The organism is Actinomycetospora sp. C-140 (genome assembly GCF_054796175.1).
This window is the reverse complement of the sequence record NZ_JBTWNF010000020.1, coordinates 111,945-133,585: the sequence shown is the minus strand read 5'-3', so window position 1 is coordinate 133,585 and position 21,641 is coordinate 111,945. Positions and strand designations below refer to the sequence as shown.

Genomic DNA, 21,641 nt, shown 5'->3' with positions numbered 1-21,641 from the left:
AGGCTCCGAAAGAGTCGGTGCGTCGACCGGTGGTGGGTCCGCCCCGGGCCATCGACGCGGTGCGCCCCGGCGTGCGGCCCTCGCGGCTGCGCCGGTCGGCTCATCTCGCCCGGGCCGACTGCTGGGTCACGGTCCGTGACTCTCCGGTGACCTTGCGGAGGGCCTCAGACCGCGTCGCCGGGCCGCAGCCCGCTCGTGTCGTCGAGGTCGGCCGGGACCTCGTCGGGCCGGCGGCCACCCCAGGCGCTCGTGGCGAGGTCGCGGTAGACGGCGGCGAGACCGTCGGCCAGGGCGGGCGTGAGGCCGGCGCCCTCCTGGGTGGCGGCGATCTCGGTCATCTCGTCGACGAAGCGCCAGGCCTTCGTGGCCGCGACGGCCGCCGGGACGATCCCGGCGTCGGGGAAGTCGAGGCGGACGTCCTCGAGCACGGCGGGCAGCACGCCGTGCTCGTCGGCGGTGACGAGCGCCTGCACCAGCAGCGCCTGGAACCCCTTGCGCACCGAGGCCGTGCACATCTTGGCCGCGCTGGCGGCGCCCACCGGCCCGTCGAGCTCGATCCAGCGCACGCCGGGGGCCGCGAGGGCCGCGACCTCCGCCGCGCGGGCACCGGAGAGGAAGACCCGTGTCGGCGCCCCGCTCTCCGGGCGGGGCGGCGGACCGGAGATCGCACCGTCCACCAGGTCGCCGGGCAGGTCCGCCGCGATCGCGGTGACGGTGGCCGGGGCGACCGCGTCCAGCTCGACCACGAGCGGCCGGGCGCCGGTCGCGCCGCAGGCGGCGGCGACATCCCACCCGGCGCTCCGCGCCGCGCCCGGCGGCACGACCAGCATCAGGACGTCCACCGCGCGGACGAGGTCGGCCAGGGTGCCCGCGTCCTCGAGCGTGGTGCGCGCGACGGTCTCCGCGGAGCGGCCCGCCAGGCTCGTCAGCACCCGGTGGCCGCCGGCCGCGAGGCAGTCGCCCAGCGCCGCGCCCATCGCCCCCGGCGCGAGGACGCCGACGGTGCCGACGGTGCCGACGGGGGCCTCGGGGTCCACGGGCTCCACGGGCTCCACGGGCTCCACGGGCCTCACCCGGCGGCGCGCTCGTCCTGCGGCAGGCGGCGCTCGCCCGCCGGGACGAAGCGCATCGCCGCGTCGTCGACCCGGCTGCGGCGCAGGGCGACGGCGTCGATCGCGTAGTTCATCGCGAGGCGCCAGGGCGCGCGCGTGCCCTGCTTCGGCAGCTCGTCGATCGAGCGCTGGACGTAGCCGGCGCCGAAGTCGAGGAACGGCGCCTCCCCCACCTCCGGGTCGCGCTCGGGAACCGCTGTCCCCAGCCCCCGGTCACGCAGGTGGCGCAGCAGGCGGACGACGTACTCGGCGACGAGGTCGACCTTGAGCGTCCACGAGGCGTTCGTGTAGCCGATCATGTAGACGAGGTTCGGCACCCCGGAGAGCATCATGCCCTTGTAGGCCATGGTGTCGGGCAGGTGCACCGGCTCGCCGTCGACGACGATCTCGGCGCCGCCGAACATCTGGAGCGTCAGACCCGTGGCCGTGACGATCACGTCCGCCGGGAGCTCGCGGCCCGACGTCAGGCGGATGCCGGTCTCGGTCACCGTGTCGATGGTGTCGGTGACGACCTCCGCCCGACCGGAACGGATCGCCCGGAACAGGTCGCCGTCCGGGACCATGCACATCCGCTGGTCCCACGGGTCGTAGCGCGGGTTGAAGTGCGTGTCGACGTCGTAGCCCTCGGGCAGCGCGGCCTGCGTGGCCTTGCGCAGCAGACCGCGCACGAACCCGGGGAAGCGCTGGCTGATCTGGTAGAGCGCGATGATCTGGGCGATGTTCTTGACACGCGTCAGGGGGTCGGCCACCGCCCGCGGCAGCCACCGCGAGAACGTCTCGGCGACCGGGTCGGTGCGCCCGATCGAGAGCACGTAACTCGGCGAGCGTTGCAGCTGGGTGACGTGGGCGGCAGCGCGGTCGCCCTCCAGCAGCGCGGGGACGAGCGTCACCGCCGTCGCGCCGCTGCCGATGACGACGACGCGCTCGCCGGCGTGGTCGAGGTCCGGATCCCAGAGCTGGGGGTGCACGACCGTCCCGCCGAAGCGGTCGAGGCCGGCGATGTCGGGCGTGTAGCCGTGGTCGTAGCGGTAATAGCCCGAGCACATCAGCAAGAACGAGCAGGTCAGCGGAGCCTGACCCGGGATCTCGAGGGTCCAGCGCTGGGCCCCGGAGTCCCACGACGCGCGGGTGACCCGGTGGCCGTAGCGGATCTTCCGGTCGACCCCGAACTCCGCCGCCGTGTCCCGGACGTAGGACAGGATCGACGGGCCGTCGGCGAGCGCCGTCGCACTGCTCCAGGGCCGGAAGCGGTAGCCGAGCGTGTGCATGTCGGAGTCCGAGCGGATGCCCGGGTAGCGGAACAGGCTCCACGTGCCGCCGAGGTCCTCGCGGGCCTCCAGCACGGCGTAGCTCGTGCCGGGCAGGTCGCGCTCGAGGTGGCACGCCGTGCCGATCCCGGACAGGCCCGCGCCGACGATGACCACGTCGAGGTGCTCGGTACTCACGCGTACCACCGTAGCGCGTGGTTCTGGCGCCCGCCTCCGGCGCGGCAGCTCCGCTGCGCTCCGTGCCGCCTCACGTACCAGTACCAGTACGGCCCGTCCGGCTCACATCCCGCGCCGGGCGGCCGCGGCGGCGAGCTCGCTGCGCGACGTGAGGTCCAGCTTCGTGAAGATCCGCCGCAGGTGGGTCCGGACCGTGCCGGTGCCGATGAGCAGCTGGTCGGCGATCGCCTGGTTGCGCAGCCCGCGCGCGGCGAGCACCACGACGTCGCGCTCGGTCGGGGTCAGGCTGTCCCAGCCGCTGCGCGGCCGGCCGCGCGCTCCCCGCGCGCGGCGCGCGTAGGCCACGGCGCCGTCGAGGTCGAGGGACGAGCCCTCCTGGAGGGCCCGCTCGCGCTCCGCCTCGTCGAGCGTCGCGGCGGCCGTGTCGACCGTCCCGCCGGCGAGCACCGCCCGGGCCAGCGGGGACACCGCGAGCCCGCGGGCGCGGCGGGCCGTCTCCAGCGCGGCGTGCAGGCGCAGCGCGGTCGTGACGTGCCCCGCGTCGAGGGCGACGCCGGCGACCAGCGCGAGGGCGTCGAGCACCTGGATCGTGAAGCCGCCCTCGTGCCCCGCCGCGAGGGCGTCGTGCGCGTCGGCGGCGACGTCACCGCCCTGGGCCCGGCGGGCCGCGGCGTGCGCCAGGCCGGCGGCCACTCCCAGCTCCCGGGCGCCCCGGTCGTGCGCCCGTGTCCGGGCCGCGTCGGCGAGCGCGAGCGCGCGACCGGGGTTGCCGGCGGCGAGCAGGGCCACCGCGAGGACGCCGCCGACCTCGGCCGCGATGAGCGTGAGGCCCTGCTCCGCCCACTGTTCGAGCGATCCGGCCAGGGCGTCGACCGGGCCGGGCGGGTGCGACCACAGCGCCACGTGGGCGCGGCACGCGTCGAGGGCCTCCACCGCCCCCAGGCCCGGGTGGTCGTCGAGGAACGGTCCGTGCGCCCGGACGAGGCCCGCGGCCTCGTCGACCCGACCGGTCCGGCACAGGGCCCGCACCGCGGGCAGCAGCGCGCAGGTCGCGCTCAGGGGCTCGCCGATCCCGACCGCCAGCGCGTGCCCCGCGCGCCCGTGGGCGAGCGCCTCCGCCACGTCGGCCCGCAGGCTCGCGACCTCGGCGCGTATCGCGTCGTCCCACGCCCGCAGCTGGTGGTGGCCGAGCTCGTCGAGGGCGGGCCGGGCGGCGTCCGCGGCGGCGAGCGCGGCCGCGGCGTCACCGAGCCAGAGATGGGTGTACGCGAGGACCTGGAGGGCCTCGACCCGGCCCCACCGGTCCCCCGCCGCGAGCGCCAGCTCGGCGGCACCGGTGAGCACCGGGGCGGCGCCGGCCGGATCGTCGAACCCCTGGGCCATCCCGAGCAGGATCATCGCCCGGCCGCGGACGTCGTCCGCGGCCGCCGGGTCCTCGGCGACGGCGACCGCGAGGCCGAGGCCCGTCTCGACGTCGCCGCCGTAGAGGGCGAGGAAGGCGTGCGCCCAGCGCAGCCGGTCCCCGACGGGCTCCCCGGCGTCCGCGCGGGCGGCCGAGAGCCGCGCGGCGCGGTCGAGCCCCTCGCGGCACCGTCCGCGCAGCGACCACCAGAACGCGAGATCGGCGACGACGTCGGCGGCCACCGCGCCGGCACGCCCGTCGGTGGGCGACAGCACCGCGCGGATCGCCGCGGCGTCGCCGTCGAGGCGGGCCAGCACGTCGAGGTCCGCGCGCTCGAGGGCGGGACGGGCACGGGCGGCGAGCGCGGCCACCCAGGGCGTGAGCCTCGCGAGGGCCCGGCGCCTCTCGTCGGCGACGAGCTCGCGCGCGTGCTCCCGCACGGTCTCGAGCACGAGGTAGGAGCCGCCGTCGTCGGGCGCGAACCGCACGAGGGAGTGGTCGACGAGCTCCTCTATCACCGCGACCGCGTCGGCCTCGCCGGGCGCCCGCGGCGGTCCGACCGCGGCCACGGCAGCGTCGAGCGAGCACCGACCCTCGACCGCCGCGAGCGCGGCGAGGCCGGCCCGGGTGCGGTCGGTGAGCAGCGCGGTGCTCCAGGACAGGCACGCCTGCAGGGAGCGGTGCCGCGGCTCGCGGGCCCCGCCGGCCGGACCGGCGTCGAGGAACGCGAGGCGGTGGGCCGTGCCGTCCTCGATGACCCGCAGCGGCAGGCCCCGGGCGCGCGCGGCCGCGAGCTCGAGCGCGAGCGGGAGTCCGTCGAGCGCGATCGCGATCCGGCGGGCGCGGCGGGTGGTCTCCTCGGCGTCGGGCAGGTCCGGCCGGACCCGGCGGGCCCGGTCGAGGAAGAGGGCCGTCGCCGCGGGCACGGCGAGACCCTCGACCGGGAGGGTCGTCTCCCCCGGGACGCCGAGCGAGAGCCGGCTGGTGGCCAGGATGCGCACGCGGGGTGCCCGGGACAGCAGCGCGCCGGCGAGCTCGGCGACGGCGTCGCGGACGTGCTCGCAGTTGTCGAGCACGAGCAGGGCGTCGCGCTCACCGGCGAGGTCGCCGATGCGGTGGGCGAGGCGGTCCACCGGGCTCGCGGCGGGGTCGTCACGCAGGTCGCACGCCGCGAGCACGACCGACCAGAGGTCGTCGCCCGGGACACGCGTCGCGAGCTCGACCACCCCCAGCACGACGGGGGCGACGGTCGGCAGCACCTCGGACGCGAGCCGCGTCTTGCCGCTCCCGCCGGGCCCGAGCACGGTGACCAGCCGGTCGGCGGCGCAGAGCCGCCGCAGCGTCGCGAGCTCGTCGTCGCGGCCCACGAACGGCGCCGCGGCCACAGCCGGACGCGACCGCACCCCCTCGGTCATGACGGGGAGTCTGCTCCGGCGACCACCACCCGTCACCCGATCCGCGGCCCGGGTCTGCCACTCGGCAGATGTTCCGCCCGTTCGGCTCACCCAGAGTGACCGATACCGGGCACGGGTCCGGGTGATCAGGAGGGGGTGTCGGCGATGGCCGACCTGCTGGACGTGGCGACACGACTCTGGAACGACCGCGACCGCGTGGCGTACCGCGACTGCTACACCGACGACGCCGAGCTCGTGGCACCGGGATTCGGGGGCAAGGGCCACGAGGCGGTGCTCGAGTTCTGGGACGAGAACATGGCCGGCTTCCCGGACAACCGCGTGATCGTCGACCGGGCGGTGGTCCACGGCGACGTCCTCGTCGAGGAGTCCCGGTTCGAGGGGACGAACACCGGTCCGCTCGCCGGCCCGGACGGGTCGCCGATCCCGGCCACCGGGCGATCCGTGTCGGTGCCGTTCGCCGGGATCCACGTCCTGCGCGACGGCCGCATCGCGAGCACCCACTTCTACTGGGACGCCTACGACATGCTCGGCCAGCTCGGGCTCCTCGACGGCTGAGGGGTGTCGACGATGCGCTCCTCGACGGTCCTGCTGACCACGACCGTCGCCTCGGTCGTCCTCTACGTCGCGGCCGCGGGCGCCCTCGGCACTCCGCCCGACGCCACCGCGGCCGGCGACGAGGTCGTCGCATGGTTCGCCGCGCACGGCACGGCGGTCCGCACCTACGTCTGGTGCCTCACGCTGTTCGCGCCGGTCGCCGGCGTCTCGGTCGCCCTCGTCCGCGAGCGGCTGCCGCGCCCGTACCGGGACGTGTACTTCCTCGGCGGCGTCACCTTCGTCGCCGAGACCGCCGTCATGGGCTGGATCTGGGGCGCGCTCTCGGCGCACCAGGGGATGCTCGAGGCGGGCACCGCCCGCGCCCTCCTCGACGTCGCCGCGTTCTGGGGTCCGGTCCTCACGGGCTCGACGGTGACGATGCTCGCCCCGGTCGTGGCGGCCTCGGCGCGCGGGGCGCTCGCCCTCCCCCGCTGGCTCACGGTCCTGGGCGTGGTGGCGCTCGCCGAGCAGATCGTCGAGACGATCACGGTGTTCGGGCGGACGGGGTTCCTCGCGCCGGGCGGGCCGATGAACCTCTATCTGGGCGCCGTGCTGACGCTCGCCTGGTTCGCGGGCCTGGGGATCGTGCTCGCGCTCCGCGGGGGGCTCGCGGAATCCGCGGAGCCGGCGTCGGGCGTCGCGACGGAAGCGGTGCGGTGAGGCAGTTACTGGCTGGTGTCGCTCGCCTGGCGAGCGATACCAGCCAGTAACCAGCGGCCGGGGCCGACCGGGCCCGGGTCCCCGGGGGGCGGACCCGGGTCACGGTGCGCCACGATCGCGCGATGGCACGCTGGCGACGCAGCTTCCTGCGCGAGGTCACGGCCGCGCTCACCCGCCTCGGGCTGTCGTCGTGCCCGGTCTGCGACGGCGGCGAGCTGCAGGTGCTCGCCCGTCCGCGCGTCCTCCACGTCGGGGGGCGGGGATCCCGCAGCTGGCTCCAGCCGGCCGCCGCCGACGAGACGATCGAGTACCTCGTCGCCGTGCGCTGCTACCTGTGCGGGCACCAGCTGCTGTTCGACGCCGAGCAGTACCGGCGCGGCGACGAGCCGATGACGATCGCCGCGGATGCGAAGGACGAGGAGGCCGGGGCGGACGACGGGGGCTAGTGCGCGGCCTGGTCCCAGGAGCGCCCGAAGCCCACCGACACCTCGAGGGGCACGTCGAGCTCGAAGGCCGCGCCCATCTCGCGGCGCACGAGCTCGGTGACCTGCTCCTTCTCCTCGGCGGCGACCTCGAGCACGAGCTCGTCGTGCACCTGGAGCAGGATGCGCGAGCGCAGGCCCTCGTCGCGCAGCGCCTGGTGCACCCCGAGCATCGCGACCTTGATGATGTCGGCCGCGCTGCCCTGGATCGGGGCGTTGAGCGCCATGCGCTCGGCCATCTCGCGGCGCTGGCGGTTGTCGCTCGTGAGGTCGGCGAGGTAGCGGCGGCGGCCCAGGATCGAGCTGGTGTAGCCGTCCTTGCGGGCCTGGGCGACGACCTGCTGCAGGTAGTCGCGCACCCCGCCGAAGCGCGTGAAGTACTCCTCCATCAGCTCCTTCGCCTCGTCCGTGGAGATCCGGAGCTGGGCGGAGAGTCCGTAGGCGGACAGGCCGTAGGCGAGCCCGTAGTTCATCGCCTTGATCTTGGCGCGCTGGGCCGGGTCGACCTCGTCCTCGGCGACCCCGAACACCCGCGCCGCCGTGGCCGAGTGGAAGTCGTAGCCGGACTGGAACGCCTCGATCAGCGCGTCGTCGCGCGAAAGGTGCGCCATGATGCGCATCTCGATCTGCGAGTAGTCGACGGTCATCAGCTCGGAGAACGCGCCGTCGGCGGAGTCGGACCCCACGACGAAGGTGTCGCGGATGCGGCGGCCCTCGGCGGTGCGCACCGGGATGTTCTGCAGGTTCGGCTCGGTGGAGCTCAGGCGCCCGGTGCGCGCGATCGTCTGGTTGAACGTGGTGTGGATGCGGCCGTCGTCGGACAGCGCGTCGAGCAGGCCCTTGACCGTGACCCGCAACCGCGTGGCGTCGCGGTGCTCCAGCAGGTGCTCGAGGAAGGGGTGGGGGTTCGACTCGTTGAGCGTCTGCAGCGCGTCGGCGTCGGTGGTGTAGCCGGTCTTCGTGCGCTTGGTCTTCGGCATCTCGAGCTCGTCGAACAGCACCACCTGTAGCTGCTTCGGCGACCCGAGGTTGATCTCCTTGCCGATGACGTCGTACGCCGACTGGGCGGCCGCCTGCACCCGCGCCCCGAACTGGGACTCGAGGTCGTGCAGCGCGGTGACGTCGACCGCCACCCCCGCGGCCTCGAGGTCGGCCAGCACCGCGAGCAGCGGCAGCTCGAGCTCGGTGAGCAGCGCGGTGCCGCCGAGCTCGGCGAGGTCGGCGTCGAGCTTGTCGGCCAGGTCGGTGACCGCCCGGGCGCGCAGCATCTCGGCCTGCGCGAGCGCCGCGTCGGCCTCCTCCTCGCCGCCGTCGAGCGTGAGCTGCTCGCTGGAGCTGCCCTCCTCGACCCGCAGCTCGCGGCGCAGGTAGCGCAGCGCGAGGTCGGCGAGGTCGAAGCTGCGCTCGCCGGGGCGCGCGAGGTAGGCCGCGAGCGCGGTGTCGCTGGTGACGCCCTCGAGCCGCCAGCCGCGGGCACGCACCGCGTGGCTCGGCCCCTTGACCTCGTGGCCGGCCTTCGGGACGTCGACGTCGGCGAGCCAGGCCGCCAGCGCCTTCTCGTCGCCCTCGTCGAGCGCCTCGACGGCGAGGTAGGCGGACTCGCCGTCGGCGGCCGCGAGGGCGATGCCCTCGAGATCGCCGCTGCCGTGCGCCCAGTGCCCCCGGAACGACAGCCCGACGCGGCTGCCGTCGCGGGCGTGGTCGGCGAGCCAGTCGGCCACCGCACCCGTCTCGAGCGCGGCGCCGCGCACCTCGAACCCCTCGTCGGCCTCGGGCTCGGCCGCGGTGAGCGTGGAGAACAGCCGCTCGCGCAGGACCCGGAACTCGAGCTGGTCGAACAGCTGGTGCACCGCGTCGCGGTCCCACTGGCGCACCGCGAGGTCCTCGGGCCCCATGCCGATGCCGTCGACGTCGCGGACGAGCTCGGTGAGCTGGCGGTTGAGCACCACCGACGAGAGGTGCTCGCGCAACGCGTCGCCGGCCTTGCCCCGCACCTCGTCGACCCGGTCGACCAGCGCGTCCAGCGAACCGAACTCGCGGATCCACTTCTGCGCGGTCTTCTCCCCCACCCCCGGGATGCTCGGGAGGTTGTCGCTCGGGTCGCCGCGCAGGGCCGCGAAGTCGGGGTACTGCTCCGGGGTGAGCGTGTAGCGCTCCATGACCTGCTCGGGCGTGTAGCGCACGAGATCCGACACGCCCTTGCGCGGGTAGAGCACCGTGACGTCGTCGGAGACGAGCTGGAACGCGTCGCGGTCGCCGGTACAGATCGACACCGACATGCCCTGGGCCACGGCCTGCGTGGTGAGCGTGGCGATGAGGTCGTCGGCCTCGTAGCCCTCGACCGCGAGCACCGGGATCGCGAGCGTGGCCAGGATGTCCTTGATGAGGTCGATCTGGCCGCGGAACTCGTCCGGCGTCGCGCTGCGGTTGGCCTTGTAGGCCGCGTACGTCTCGGCCCGGAACGTCTGGCGCGAGACGTCGAACGCCACCGCGACGTGCGTGGGCTCCTCGTCGCGCAGGAGGTTGATGAGCATGGACGTGAAGCCGTAGACGGCGTTCGTCGTCTGCCCCGTCGTGGTGTTGAAGTTCTCGGTCGGCAGGGCGAAGAAGGCCCGGTAGGCCAGCGAGTGCCCGTCGAGCAGCAGCAGGCGTGCTCGCCCGCCCGCCGGCGCGTCCGGGGTGGGTGCGGGCTGCTCGGCAGGGCTGGTCTCGGTGCTGGTCGGAGCCACGCGGCGAGTCTAGGCGCGACCCCCGACACACCCGGCCCGCCCGGGCGGCCCCGCTCCGGGCACCGCCCTACGCTGCGGGGATGACCAGTTCGCCGGCGTCCGAGTCCGCCCCCGAGTCGGTGGCGGTGCCCGAGATCGAGGTGCAGTACCCCGACGAACAGCTCGCCGCCCGGATGGGCATCGAGATCGTCTCGTGGGAGGCCGACCGGGTCGTCGGCACCATGCCCGTCGCCGGCAACCGCCAGCCGTTCGGCCTGCTGCACGGCGGCGCCAACGGCGTCCTGGCCGAGACGCTCGGGTCCACCGCCGCCGCGATGCACGGGTGGCCGGAGCGCCTGCCGGTGGGCCTCGAGCTGAACTGCACCCACCACCGGTCCGCGCTGGACGGGAAGGTCACCGGCGTCTGCACGCCGCTGTCGGTGGGCCGCACGATCGGCACCTTCGAGATCGTGATCACCGACGAGCAGGAGCGTCGCGTGTGCACCGCCAAGCTCACCTGCGTCTACCGCTCCCGCCCGCCGGGGTCCGGGAGCTGATCGACGGGCGCCCACGGGGGTTTCGCAGCGAGGGCGTCCCTCACTGCCTCGCACGCAGCGAAGGCGCCCCTCGCTCCCCGGCCGACCGGCGCGCCCCACGCGGCGAAGGCGTCCCTCACTGCCTCGCACGCAGCGAAGGCGCCCCTCGCTCCCTCCTGCACCACGCCCGTCGTCCCTGGTCAGCAGGGCCCGGGGCGCGGTGCAATGGGGCGCGTGCCCGGTCCGCGCGTCCCCCTGGTCGGCCGCGAGGCCGAACGGGCGGCGGTGCGCGAGCACGTCGCCGCGCTGGGTGACGGCACCGGCGGGTCGCTGCTGGTGACCGGCGAGGCGGGCATCGGCAAGTCGCGGCTGCTCGCCGAGGTCGCGGACGTCGCCGCCGCGGCCGGGCTCCCCGTCCTCGCGGGCCGTGCGGTGCCCGGCGGCGGCGCCTACCGCCCCGTCGCCGAGGCCCTCGCCCGTCCGCTGCGCGCCGGGCCGCTGCCGGCGACCGCCCGCCTGCGCCCCTTCCGCGCCGCCCTCGCCCGGCTGGTCCCGGGAGCGGTCGAGGACGACGCGCCGGATCTCCCCGCCGGCCCCGTCGCCGACCCGGCCGTCGTGCTGGGCGAGGGCGTGCTCGCGCTGCTCGCCGCCCTCCACGGGGACACCGGCGGGGTGCTCGTGCTCGACGACCTGCACTGGGCCGACGCCGACACCCTCGCGCTGCTCACCTACCTCGCGGGCGCCGTGGCCGGCGCGCCGCTGCTGCTCGCCCTCGCCGCCCGGGACGACGAGCCCGGCGGCACCGCGCTCAACGCGCACCCCGACGTCACCGTCCTGCGCCCGCGGCGCCTCGACGCCGACGCCGTCGCGGTGCTCGCGCGCGACGCGGACACGCCGCGTGTCGGCGAGCTCCTCCGGCGCTCCGAGGGGCTGCCGTTCCTGGTCCGCGAGCTGCTCGACGCGGAGTCCGGCACGGTGCCGGCGAGCTGGGCGGGCCTCGTCGCGCACCGTCTCGACGGCCTGCCCGCCGGCGCTCGCGCGGTGGTGGACGCGGCCGCGGTCGCGCCCGGGGACCCCGACCACCGGCTGCTCGCCGCCGCCACCGACCTCGACGAGGCGCCCGTCCTCGCGGCCCTGCGGGCGGGGGCGGCCAGCGGCCTGTTCGCGGTCGTGGACGGCCGCCTGACCTGGCGCCACGCCCTCACCCGCGACGCCGTCCTCGCCGCGCTCCTCCCACCCGACCGCGCGGCCGTCGCCGCCCGGCTCGCGGCCGCGCTCGAGACCCGCGACGGCCCGGGCGACCGGGAGGCGTCCGCCGCCCTGCACGCCGACGCGGGCGACCACGCCCGGGCCACCGACCTCCTGCTCGACCTCGCCCGCCACGACGCCGACCGGGGCGCCCTGGGCCACGCCGACGAGCTCCTGCGGCGCGCCGAGGCGCTCGGGACGGCGCCGGGGCGGGTGGCCGCCGCCCGGGTGCGCGTGCTGACCCTGCGCGGCGAGGCCGCCGCCGCCCTGGCCGTCGGCGACGCCGCCCTCGCCACCGGCGAGGTGACCGGGGACGAGCACGCCGACCTGTGCCTGCGCCTCGCCCGCGCGGCCGTGCTGGGCGGCCGGTACGCCGAGGCCGGCGAGCGGGCCGCCCGCGCCGCCCGCCCCGACGACCCGCGCTCGCTCGTGCTCGCCGCCGACGCGGCGTTCGGGTCCGGCGACACGATCGTCGCCACCGCGCGGGCCCGCGAGGCCGTGGACGCCGCGGACCGGGCGTTCGTCACCGACGCCACCACCGAGGCCGCCGCCACCCTCTGCGAGGCCCTCCTCGTCCTGGCCCGCTGCGCGGTGACGGTCGACGACGTCGACGGCGACGCGCTCGTCAGCCGGGCGGTCGGGGCCGCGGCGGAGCACGGCCTGACACCCTGGCTGGTCGAGGCGCTGTTCTCCCTCGGGGCGCGCCGGATGACCCTGGGGGACGCGACGACCGCCGACCTCACGCGCGCCCGCGACCTCGCCGAGCGCCACGGCATGCTCGCCCGGGCCGCCCAGGCCGACCTGCTGCGCGCCGACGCCGCCCTGCACGTCCACGGCCCGCGCGCGGCGCTGGCGATCCTGGTCCCGGCGATCGACCAGCTCGGCCGCCTGCGCCTCGGCACGCTCCAGGGCACCGCCGAGCTGTTCGCGGCCGCGGCGACGGCGCTGACCGGGGACCCGGCCGGCGCGGAGACGCTGCTCGCCGCGGCCCGGTCCCGCCCGGACCTCCCCGCCGACGTCGCGGTGACCGGTCCGTTGGTGACGGCGCTGACGGCGCTGCTCGCCCACGACCTGCCACGGGCGACGGCCCTCGCCGACCGCGCGGTCCCCGCGGTCCTGGCCCACCGCAGCGCCGCACCCATCCCGCTCTACGGGCTCTGGCCCCTGCTGCGTACCGCGGTCGGCGACCGCGACGCCGAGGCGCGCGCCCTCGTGCGGGGCCACCACGTCATGATCGCCGTGCCCAACCGCGCGGCCCTGGTCTTCGCCGACGCGATCGCCGCCGGGCGCGCGGGACGCGCCGACGAGGCGGTCGCGCTCGCCGCCGAGGCGTCCGCGGTGCTCGCGGACTGGCCGTGGTGGCACCGGCTGCTGCGGACGGTGGTCCTCGACGCCGCGGTGCGCGACGGCTGGGGCGACCCGGTGCCCGCCCTGCGCGCCGACCTCGCCGTCCACGAGCAGGGCGACGACGCCGGCGCCCGCGCGCTCGCCCGGACGTGCCGTGACCTGCTGCGCGCCGCCGGCGCCCCCACCCGGCGCTCCGGGGACGGGGTCGCCCCGGACCTGCGGCGGCTCGGGGTCACCGCCCGCGAGGCCGAGGTGCTCGCCCTCGTGGCGGAGCACCGCACCAACGCCGACATCGCCGCGCGCCTGCACCTGTCCGCGCGCACCGTCGAGTCCCACGTCGCCCGGCTGCTCGCCAAGACCGGGACCACCGACCGCGCCGGGCTACGGAGCTGGGCGGAGCGCGCCGCGGTAGTTCCGTAGTCAGCACGGATCCGCCGCGGGCCCCGGTGTCGCGACCCTCGATGCCATGAGCGACCACGAGCACCACCAGACCCACGTCCTCGTCGTCGGCGCCGGCCCGGCCGGCCTCGCGACCTCGATCTCCGCCGCGCGCCACGGCGCGCAGGTGGTGGTCGTCGAACGACATCGCACCACCTCGATCCACCCGCGGGCCTCGGGGCTGAGCACCCGCACGATGGAGATCTTCCGGAGCTGGGGCGTCGGTGACGCGGTGCGCGCCGCCAGTTCGAACGTCGTCCCCCGCGCCCTGTTCGGAACGACCCTCGACGACCCGGACATGACCGAGAACCCGCTCGGCTTCCCCCTGCCCCGCGAGGCGCTCGCGGTGAGCCCGACCTTCCCGGCCTGCTGCGCCCAGGACCACCTGGAACCGATCCTGCTCGCCGCCGCCCGCCGCGCCGGGGTCGACGTCCGGTTCGACACCGAGCTCACCGACCTCGCCGTCGACGACGCCGGCGCGTGGGCGCGGGTCGTCGACCGGTCGACGGGGGCCACCACGACGGTGACCAGCCGGTTCGTCGTCGGCGCCGACGGCCCGCGCAGCCGCGTGCGCGCGGCGCTCGGGATCGACACGACACCCCTCGGCGGGATCGGGCGGCACGTGCAGATGCTGTTCCGCGCGGACCTCTCGGCGGCGATCGGCGAGCGGCGCCACGCGCTGTACTCCCTGACCTGCGGGGAGGCCACCGGGCTGATCATCGCGTTCGGCGAGGACGCGGGCACCGACCGCTGGGGCTACGCCCGCCCGTGCCCGACCGACGCCGACCTCCCCGTCGACGACGAGCACTGGACCGCCCTGCTGCGCATCGCCACCGGGATCCCGGACCTCGCGCCGGACCTGCTCGGCACCGCCGTCTTCGACCTCGACGCGGAGCTCGCCACGGCCTCCCGGGCGGGCGCGGCGTTCCTCGTCGGCGACGCGGCGCACCGGATGACCCCGGTCAACGCCGTCGGCCTCAACACCGCCGTGCAGGACGGGCACAACCTCGGCTGGAAGCTGGCCTGGGCCGCGCGCGGCGACGCCGCCGAGGCGCTGCTCGCGAGCTACGTCGCCGAGCGGCGGCCGGTCGGCGAGCGCAACGCGCGCCGCTCGGCGCGCCCCGGCGAGACCGACCCGTCCGACGGCGTCGTCGGCGACCTCGGGACCCGGTACGCCTCGGCCGTGATCGACGGTGCCGGGGACGGGCTCGTCGCCCCGGCGGACCTCGCCGCGGCGCCCGGCGAGCGCGCCCCGCACGTGTGGACCCGCGTGGACGGGCGTCGCCGCTCGACGCTCGACCTCTGGGACGGCCGGCTCACGCTCGTGACGGCCGACGCGACGTGGCGGGCCGCGGCCGCGGCGCTGGGCCTCGCGGCCCCGCACCTCGACGACCCCGACGGCCGGCTCGCGCGGGCCTACCGCCTCACCGGCGGCGGCGCCGTGCTCGTGCGTCCCGACGGCTACGTGGCCTGGCGCCACGACGCCGCCGTCTCCGACCCCGTCGAGGCCCTGCGCGACGCGGTCGCCCTGGCGCTCGGGCGCGGGCGCCGTCAGCTCACGCCGAGGTACGCGTCCTGGACCGTCGGGTCGGCGAGCAGCTCCGCGCCCGTGCCGGAGCGGGTGACCTCGCCGGTCTCCATCACGTAGGCCTCGTGGGCGAGGCCGAGAGCCTGGGTGGCGTTCTGCTCGACGAGCAGCACGGTGGTCCCCTCGCGGTTGATCTCCTCGATCACGCGGAAGATCTGCGCGATGAACTGCGGCGCGAGGCCCATGGAGGGCTCGTCGAGCAGCAGGAGCCGCGGCCTCGCCATGAGCGCGCGGCCCATGGCGAGCATCTGCTGCTCGCCGCCCGAGAGCGTGCCGCCGGCCTGGGAGCGGCGTTCCGCCAGCCGGGGGAACAGCGTGTAGACCCGCTCCAGGTCGGCGGCGAACTCGGGGCTGCGCCGGTCCGAGCGCAGGTAGGCACCCATGTCGATGTTCTCGGCCACCGTCATCCCGGGGAAGATCCCCCGGCCTTCCGGTACCTGGCTGATGCCCTTCTTGACGCGCAGGTCGGCGCGCACGGACGTGAGGTCCTCGCCCTCGAAGCGCATCGCGCCGGACTGGAGACCGAGGATCCCCGAGATCGCGCGCATCGTCGTGGACTTGCCGGCGCCGTTCGCGCCGATGAGGGCGACGATCTGGCCCTCCTCGACGCGCAGGGAGATCCCGCGCAGGGCCTGGATGCGGCCGTAGGCGACGTGCACGTCCTCCAGCTCGAGCAGGCTCATCCGTCCTCCTCCCCCGCGGTCGCGGGCGTGACCTCGTCGATCGCGCCGCCCAGGTACGCCGAGATCACCGCCGGGTCGCGCCGGACCTCGTCGGGCGCGCCGTCGGCGATCTTGCGGCCGAAGTCGAGCACGACGAGGCGGTCGGTGACGCCGAGGACGACGCGCATATCGTGCTCGACGATGACCACGGTGTACCCGTCGTCCCGGATCCTGAGGATGAGCTCGGAGAGCGCGTCCTTCTCCGTGGCCGAGAACCCGGCCGCGGGCTCGTCCAGGCACAGCAGCTTGGGCTCCGTCGCGAGCGCGCGGGCGATCTCCAGGCGGCGCTGGTAGCCGTAGGGCAGGGCGGTGGCCTTGTCGGCGGCCCGGTCGGCGATGCCGACGAACTCCAGCAGCGCCATCGCCTTCTCGACGCCCTCGCGCTCCTCGCGGCGGTGGCGCGGCAGGCGCAGCAGGGCACCGGGGATCGAGGTCCGGTGCCGGGCGTCGGTGCCCACGACGACGTTCTCCAGCGCCGTCATCGCGCCGAAGAGGCGGATGTTCTGGAACGTCCGCGCCACGCCCTCCTGGATGATCCGGTAGCGCTTCATCCGCGCGAGCGAGCGGCCCTCGAGCAGGACGTCGCCGGAGGTCGGCCGGTAGACGCCGGTCATGATGTTGAAGCAGGTGGTCTTGCCGGCGCCGTTCGGGCCGATCAGGCCGAGGATCTCGCCGCGCTTCACGTCGAAGGTGACGTCGTCGAGCGCGGTGAGCCCGCCGAACCGCACGGTCAGGCCGTCGACCGCGAGCAGGGTCTCGCCCTGCGCGACGGTGGAGACGCGCACGGGCGCGACCGACGACGCGACCGCCGCGTCGTGCTCGGCCCGCTCGGCGGCGTCCATGTGCTCGAGGGAGGAGAGGATGCCCTCGCCCGGGTCACCGTCCAGCCGCGTCGGCTCGCTCATTCCCCACCTCCCCGCGGTGAGGTGCCGGCGTGGTCGTCCGGCTCGGCCTCGGCGAGGTCACCACGGGCGCGCGACGACGCCGTCAGCCCGCTCGGCGCGACGGCCGCCCCGGCTCCGAACAGCTTCTGGTACGCCTCGCGACCGTAGGCCAGGAGGTGCTGGCGCATGCCGAGCAGCCCCTGCGGACGGAAGATCATCAGGATGATCAGGGCGACACCGAAGATCAGGAACCGGTAGGTCGGCTCGAACTGGAACCGGTCGGGGATGTACGACACGAGGAACGCGCCGACGATGACCCCGACCTTGTTGCCCTGCCCGCCGAGCACGACCGCGGCGAGGTAGAGCGTCGAGGTCGTGATGTCGAAGCGCTGGTTGTTGACGTAGCCGACCTGCGCGGCGAACAGCGTCCCGGACAGACCGCCGACCGCGGCGCCGATGGCGAACGCCCAGATCTTGAACCGGTAGGTCGGGACGCCGGAGAGCTCGGCGGCGTCCTCGTCCTCGCGCACGGCGATCCACGCCCGCCCGACCCGCGAGCGCTCGAGGTTCCCCATGAACAGCAGGACGATGACGATGATGATCACCGCGAGCCAGTAGAACCCGAGCGCGTCGGTCTGGCTGAAGATCGGCGTGCCGTCCGGGAAGTCGCCGCCGGGCCGGGCGATGTTCTGGAACCCGCGGTTGCCGCGCAGCGGGTCGACGTTGTCGGCGAGCAGCCGGACGATCTCGCCGAAGCCCAGCGTGACGATCGCCAGGTAGTCGCCGCGCAGCCGCAGCGTCGGGGTCCCGAGGATGACCCCGGAGATCATCGTGACGACCATGGCGATCGGCACGATCACGAGCCACGGGTAGCGCACGCCCAGCTCGGAGTCCGGGCTGGACAGCAGCGCCGCGGTGTAGGCGCCGATGGCGAAGAAGCCGACGTAGCCGAGGTCGAGCAGGCCGGCCTGCCCGATGACGACGTTGAGCCCGATCGCGATGAGCGCGAACACCGCCGCGTTGAACAGCGAGATCGGGAAGTCGGTGTAGGGCTCGGTCGTGATGATCGGCGGGTTCAGAACGGGCAGCGCCAGCAGGAAGACGACGACCGGGACCATGTAGCCCCACTGCGCCGCCCGGCTCTGCGCGTTCCACCAGTGCGAGACGGTGGTCATCCGCTCTCTCGTGGAGGTCATGCCCGCGACCTCGCCAACGACTCCCCGAGGATGCCCGTCGGCCGGAACATCAGGACCAGCACGAGGAGCACGAACGCGACGACGTCGCGCCAGTCGCCGCCGAACAGGCTCTGCCCGTAGTTCTCGACGATGCCGAGGATCAGCCCGCCCAGCAGCGCGCCGCGCAGGTTGCCGATGCCGCCGAGCACGGCCGCGGTGAACGCCTTGATCCCGAGCAGGAACCCGCCGTTGTAGACCGCCCCCTGCGGGATCGTCATGAGGTAGAAGAGCCCCGCCGCGCCGGCGAGCAGGCCGCCGACGAGGAACGTGATCATGATGACGCGCTCGCGGTTGACGCCCATGAGTGTCGCGGTGGCCGGGTCCTGGGCCACCGCGCGGATGCCGCGCCCGAGGCGGCTGCGGTTCACGAACTGGTCCGCGACCACGAACATGGCGAGCGAGGCCAGGATGATGACGATCTGCAGGTTGGTCACCGTGGCGCCGAAGATCGTGAAGACCGGCGACGGCGGGACGAGGCGGATCGTGCCCTCGGGGTTCGACCCCCGCCAGATGCGGATGACCTGCTGGATCGCGAACGACGCGCCGATGGCGGTGATGAGGAACGCCAGGCGGGGCGCGTTGCGTCGCCGCAGGGGCCGGTAGGCGACCCGCTCCAGCCCCACCGCGGCCGCGCCGGACACGGCCATCGCCACGAGCCCCGCGAGGACCAGGTCGAGGATGATCGCCGGCAGCGGCAGGTTCGGCAGCGCGCCGGGCTCGAAGCCGAGCGCGAGGAACGTCAGGTAGGTGCCGAACACCCCGAGGACGAAGATCTCCGAGTGCGCGAAGTTGATCAGCTGGAGCACGCCGTAGACCAGCGTGTACCCCAGGGCCACCAGCGCGTAGATGCTGCCGTAGGCGAGGCCGTTGATCGTGTTCGCCCAGAACCTGTCGAAGAACAGGCCGACGTCGAAGTTGATCCACGGCTCGGCGTGCACGATCAACGGCGCTGCGTGCAGCGCGGCGAGGTCGAGAACGGAAGACGGGATGACGCGCTCCCCGGGGGCGTCGGGCGCCCGCCGGCGGCGGGCACGGGAAAGGTGCGGGACGGCAGTGTCCGCCCCGCCGTGGCGGGCCGCACACCGGGCTCGGGAGGGGCCCCGACGACCGACGGCCGCGTCCCCGCGCGTCGCTGCGCGGGAACGCGGCCGAGGGTGTCAGCTCCTGCGCGTCAGCCGATCTGGGTGTCGGTGACGATCTGGTTGCCCTGCACCCGGTACATCCAGACCGGGGTGGCCGTGAGCTCGCCGGTGGGGCTCCACTGGAACCGCTTGGTGAGGCCCTGGCCGTTGTAGGTCCGCACGAAGTTCAGCAGGCCCGCCCGGTCGGCGATGCCGCTGTCGAGACCGCGCAGCAGGATCGTCGTGACGTCGTACGACTCCGCCGAGTAGGTCTGCGGCGCGACGCCGAAGGCCTGGCGGTAGGCGTTCGAGAAGTCGGTGAAGCCCTCCTGCGGCACGCACGGGCACGAGAGCAGCGAGCCGTCGGCCGAGCCGGCCGCGTTGACGACGTACTGCTCGTCCTTCACGCCGTCGGGACCGATGAACGTGGTCTGCACGCCGGCGTCGCGCAGCTGCTGGATCAGCGGCGCGGCCTCCTGGTAGTAGCCCGCGTAGAAGATCGCCTGCGGGGCCTGCTGCTGGATCTGCCCCACGACGGCCGAGAACTCGCGCTGGTTGGTCTTGACGTCGACCTGGCACGAGGCGGCCGGGCCCAGCGTCTGGGTCACCTGCTGGGCGAGCCCGATGCCGTAGTCCGAGTCGTCCTTGATGACGCAGACTTTCTGCGCGTTGAGCCGCTGCTGGATGTAGCGGCCGACGGCCGGGCCCTGGACCGCGTCGTTGCCCAGACCGCGGAAGAAGTTGGTCCACCCGTTCTGGGTCAGCCCGGGGTTGGTGGCTGACGGAGTGATGTTGACCAGGCCGGCCGCGTTGAGGGCGGGGCCGACGGCGCGGGACTCGCCGGAGAACGGCAGGCCCACGATGCCGAGGACGGCCGGGTTGTTGATGAGCGCGGTGGTCGGGCCGACCGCGGTGTCCGGGGTGCCGCCGGTGTCCGCGCGGACCAGGGTGACCTGGCAGTTCGGGTTCGCCTGGTTGTGCTGGTCGACCGCGAGCTGGGCGGCGTTGACGATGGCGATGCCCAGCGCGGCGTTCTGGCCGGCGATGGTGCCGGCGTAGCCGATCGACGTGCCCGGCGCGCAGCGCCCCTGGCCGTTGCCGGCCGGCAGGGCCGCATCACTGGGCTGGCTCGGCGCACCGGCGGCCTGTCCGCCACCCTGCGCCTGCCCACCTCCCTGGTTGGCGCAGCCGCTGAGCACCAGCGCGACTGCCGCCACGAGCGCGCCCGCGGCTGCGAGCCGTCGTCGGATCACGTCCACCTCCGTCACACGCCGGATGAGTCACGACGGGGTCGCGTGATCTCTCTCGCCCGGTCGGGTGTGGAAGGTATAGGGGGTGTGTGCTCGCGGGCGCAAGCGCATGCGCGGTCGTATTCGGACCGTAACGTCCGAACCGGTCCAGTCCGGTGGTGGAGATCCGGACGTCGGGTGCGCTGTGCGTCCGGCGCCGATCAGGTCCCGGTCAGTCCGCCGGGCCGACGACCGACCACTGACCGCCCTGGACGCGGTACACCGTGACGGTGTCGGTGCTGACGTCGCCGAAACGGTCGAACGACAGCAGCCCCGTGACGCCGTCCCCGTGGAATCCCTGCACCGACCGGACCATCTCCGGGCGCAGGGCGGACGACCACTCGCCGTCCTCCCCCAGCGTGCGGACGGCCGAGTCGACGAGGACGTTCGCGGCATCGAAGGTGAACGCGCCGTACGACCCGATGCTCTCGGGGTAGCCGGCCCGGCGGTACGCATCGACGAACCCGCGGGCCGCCGGGAGCGTCTCCGGCGGCGGCCCCACCGAGGTGCCGAGGTCACCCTCGCGACCACCCGCCGTGACGTACCCGGGGTTGACCACACCGTCACCGCCGACGACGGGGGCCTTCACGCCGCCCGCGGCGAGCGCCGCCGAGAGCGGCCCGGCCTCGGGGTACTCGCCGCCGTAGAACACCGCGTCGGGCGCGGCGGCGGCGACCTGCGCGACCACGGCCGCGCGCGGGCTGCCGGGGGGCGCGGTGATCCGGGCGACGACGTCGCCGCCCTCGGTGGCGAGCTGCTTGGCGAACTCCCCGGCGATGCCCTCGCCGTAGGTCTTGCCGTCGGACACCACCGCGACGCGACGCTTGTTCTCGACGCGCGCGAGGTAGGTCGCGGCCGCGGGACCCTGCACCGCGTCGGTCGCCACCGTCCGGAAGAACGTCTGGTACTGGCGCAGCGGAGCGTTCACCGCGTTCGCGCCGCGGGTCAGGCTCGTCGCGGTGCTGCCGGGCGAGACCTGGACGACGCCGGCCGCGCCGAGGACGGGCTGCACCGCCTGCGCGACCGACGAGTTGAACGGGCCGAGCACCCCGATCAGCGACGGGTCGCGCGCGAGCGTGGCCGCCGCCGCGGCGCCCGTCGCCGGGTCCGCGCGGTCGTCCTGGCTCTGCACGGCGAGGTGGTAGCCCGGCACCGCGCAGCGCGCGTTGGCCTGCGTGACCGCCAGGTCGGCGGAGTTCTTCATGCCGAGCCCGACGGAGGCGAGCTCGCCCGACAGCGGGGCCACGAGTCCGACGACGAGCGTGCCGCGGCTCGTGTCGCAGTCGCCGCCGTTGCCCGACGACCCGCCCGCGCCGCCGCACCCGGCGGCGAGCACCAGGAGCGCGGCGACCACCGCGGCACCCGTCACCGCTCCGACCCGACGACGTCGCCGCACCCGCCTCGACCCCCTGCCG

Annotated in this window: 16 protein-coding genes; 6 read left to right on the top strand and 10 right to left on the bottom strand. The window is 75.2% G+C overall.

Translation table 11 applies throughout. The annotated features are described in order from the left end of the window. Positions 1 to 164: 164 nt before the first annotated feature. From ACR9E3_RS27225 to ACR9E3_RS27215, 3 genes are all read right to left on the bottom strand, one after another. Positions 165 to 1,064, bottom strand: a complete 900-nt coding sequence (locus ACR9E3_RS27225; RefSeq protein ID WP_460383928.1) for an NAD(P)-dependent oxidoreductase — start codon at positions 1,062 to 1,064, stop codon at positions 165 to 167. A gap of 5 nt (positions 1,065 to 1,069) precedes the next feature. After that, positions 1,070 to 2,557 (bottom strand): flavin-containing monooxygenase, encoded by a 1,488-nt coding sequence (locus tag ACR9E3_RS27220; protein ID WP_460383926.1) that lies wholly within the window; start codon positions 2,555 to 2,557, stop codon positions 1,070 to 1,072. 102 nt (positions 2,558 to 2,659) lie between these two features. Next, on the bottom strand, positions 2,660 to 5,374 hold the full coding sequence (locus tag ACR9E3_RS27215; protein ID WP_460383925.1) for a helix-turn-helix transcriptional regulator: 2,715 nt from the start codon (positions 5,372 to 5,374) through the stop codon (positions 2,660 to 2,662). 144 nt (positions 5,375 to 5,518) lie between these two features. On the opposite strand from ACR9E3_RS27215, the gene ACR9E3_RS27210 reads away from it, so the two are divergent. The 3 genes from ACR9E3_RS27210 to ACR9E3_RS27200 all read left to right on the top strand — a co-directional run bounded on the left by ACR9E3_RS27210 (position 5,519) and on the right by ACR9E3_RS27200 (position 7,074). Further along, positions 5,519 to 5,929, top strand: coding sequence for an ester cyclase (locus tag ACR9E3_RS27210; protein ID WP_460383924.1), 411 nt, complete (start codon positions 5,519 to 5,521; stop codon positions 5,927 to 5,929). 12 nt (positions 5,930 to 5,941) lie between these two features. Beyond that, positions 5,942 to 6,628 (top strand): hypothetical protein, encoded by a 687-nt coding sequence (locus ACR9E3_RS27205; protein WP_460383923.1) that lies wholly within the window; start codon positions 5,942 to 5,944, stop codon positions 6,626 to 6,628. Between the two features lie 122 nt (positions 6,629 to 6,750). Then, a complete protein-coding gene (locus tag ACR9E3_RS27200) occupies positions 6,751 to 7,074 on the top strand; it encodes a hypothetical protein (RefSeq protein WP_460383922.1) in 324 nt (107 codons plus the stop codon). On the opposite strand, the gene polA is transcribed toward ACR9E3_RS27200, so the two are convergent. After that, positions 7,071 to 9,758 (bottom strand): DNA polymerase I, encoded by a 2,688-nt coding sequence (polA, locus tag ACR9E3_RS27195; RefSeq protein ID WP_460383937.1) that lies wholly within the window; start codon positions 9,756 to 9,758, stop codon positions 7,071 to 7,073. The genes ACR9E3_RS27200 and polA overlap by 4 nt on opposite strands. Positions 9,759 to 9,919: 161 nt before the next feature. On the opposite strand from polA, the gene ACR9E3_RS27190 reads away from it, so the two are divergent. The 3 genes from ACR9E3_RS27190 to ACR9E3_RS27180 all read left to right on the top strand — a co-directional run bounded on the left by ACR9E3_RS27190 (position 9,920) and on the right by ACR9E3_RS27180 (position 15,035). Next, on the top strand, positions 9,920 to 10,375 hold the full coding sequence (locus ACR9E3_RS27190) for a PaaI family thioesterase (RefSeq protein ID WP_460383921.1): 456 nt from the start codon (positions 9,920 to 9,922) through the stop codon (positions 10,373 to 10,375). Between the two features lie 213 nt (positions 10,376 to 10,588). After that, a complete protein-coding gene (locus ACR9E3_RS27185; RefSeq protein ID WP_460383920.1) occupies positions 10,589 to 13,369 on the top strand; it encodes an ATP-binding protein in 2,781 nt (926 codons plus the stop codon). A gap of 46 nt (positions 13,370 to 13,415) precedes the next feature. Next, positions 13,416 to 15,035, top strand: coding sequence for an FAD-dependent monooxygenase (locus ACR9E3_RS27180; RefSeq protein ID WP_460383919.1), 1,620 nt, complete (start codon positions 13,416 to 13,418; stop codon positions 15,033 to 15,035). On the opposite strand, the gene ACR9E3_RS27175 is transcribed toward ACR9E3_RS27180, so the two are convergent. The 6 genes from ACR9E3_RS27175 to ACR9E3_RS27150 all read right to left on the bottom strand — a co-directional run bounded on the left by ACR9E3_RS27175 (position 14,939) and on the right by ACR9E3_RS27150 (position 21,595). Then, positions 14,939 to 15,658: an ABC transporter ATP-binding protein gene (locus tag ACR9E3_RS27175; protein WP_460383918.1), complete on the bottom strand. Its 720-nt coding sequence runs from the start codon at positions 15,656 to 15,658 to the stop codon at positions 14,939 to 14,941. The two genes, ACR9E3_RS27180 and ACR9E3_RS27175, sit on opposite strands and share 97 nt — an antisense overlap. Then, entirely contained in the window at positions 15,655 to 16,602 is a 948-nt protein-coding gene (locus ACR9E3_RS27170) for an ABC transporter ATP-binding protein (protein WP_460383916.1), read from the bottom strand. Before ACR9E3_RS27170 ends, ACR9E3_RS27175 begins: the two co-directional genes overlap by 4 nt. Further along, positions 16,599 to 17,777 (bottom strand): branched-chain amino acid ABC transporter permease, encoded by a 1,179-nt coding sequence (locus tag ACR9E3_RS27165; protein ID WP_460383914.1) that lies wholly within the window; start codon positions 17,775 to 17,777, stop codon positions 16,599 to 16,601. The genes ACR9E3_RS27170 and ACR9E3_RS27165 overlap by 4 nt, the downstream gene beginning before the upstream one ends. Further along, positions 17,774 to 18,760: a branched-chain amino acid ABC transporter permease gene (locus ACR9E3_RS27160; RefSeq protein WP_460383912.1), complete on the bottom strand. Its 987-nt coding sequence runs from the start codon at positions 18,758 to 18,760 to the stop codon at positions 17,774 to 17,776. The genes ACR9E3_RS27165 and ACR9E3_RS27160 overlap by 4 nt, the downstream gene beginning before the upstream one ends. 227 nt (positions 18,761 to 18,987) lie before the next feature. Continuing rightward, positions 18,988 to 20,190 (bottom strand): branched-chain amino acid ABC transporter substrate-binding protein, encoded by a 1,203-nt coding sequence (locus tag ACR9E3_RS27155; RefSeq protein WP_460383910.1) that lies wholly within the window; start codon positions 20,188 to 20,190, stop codon positions 18,988 to 18,990. Between the two features lie 208 nt (positions 20,191 to 20,398). Next, positions 20,399 to 21,595 (bottom strand): branched-chain amino acid ABC transporter substrate-binding protein, encoded by a 1,197-nt coding sequence (locus ACR9E3_RS27150; protein ID WP_460383909.1) that lies wholly within the window; start codon positions 21,593 to 21,595, stop codon positions 20,399 to 20,401. Positions 21,596 to 21,641 lie beyond the last annotated feature (46 nt).

Bases quoted from the DNA above. Each gene is read 5' to 3' on its own strand.
- ACR9E3_RS27215 (WP_460383925.1), bottom strand. From the start codon at position 5,374: ATGACCGAGGGGGTGCGGTCGCGTCCGGCTGTGGCCGCGGCGCCGTTC.
- ACR9E3_RS27210 (WP_460383924.1), top strand. From the start codon at position 5,519: ATGGCCGACCTGCTGGACGTGGCGACACGACTCTGGAACGACCGCGAC.
- ACR9E3_RS27205 (WP_460383923.1), top strand. From the start codon at position 5,942: ATGCGCTCCTCGACGGTCCTGCTGACCACGACCGTCGCCTCGGTCGTC.
- ACR9E3_RS27200 (WP_460383922.1), top strand. From the start codon at position 6,751: ATGGCACGCTGGCGACGCAGCTTCCTGCGCGAGGTCACGGCCGCGCTC.
- ACR9E3_RS27190 (WP_460383921.1), top strand. From the start codon at position 9,920: ATGACCAGTTCGCCGGCGTCCGAGTCCGCCCCCGAGTCGGTGGCGGTG.
- ACR9E3_RS27180 (WP_460383919.1), top strand. From the start codon at position 13,416: ATGAGCGACCACGAGCACCACCAGACCCACGTCCTCGTCGTCGGCGCC.
- ACR9E3_RS27175 (WP_460383918.1), bottom strand. From the start codon at position 15,658: ATGAGCCTGCTCGAGCTGGAGGACGTGCACGTCGCCTACGGCCGCATC.
- ACR9E3_RS27170 (WP_460383916.1), bottom strand. From the start codon at position 16,602: ATGAGCGAGCCGACGCGGCTGGACGGTGACCCGGGCGAGGGCATCCTC.
- ACR9E3_RS27165 (WP_460383914.1), bottom strand. From the start codon at position 17,777: ATGACCTCCACGAGAGAGCGGATGACCACCGTCTCGCACTGGTGGAAC.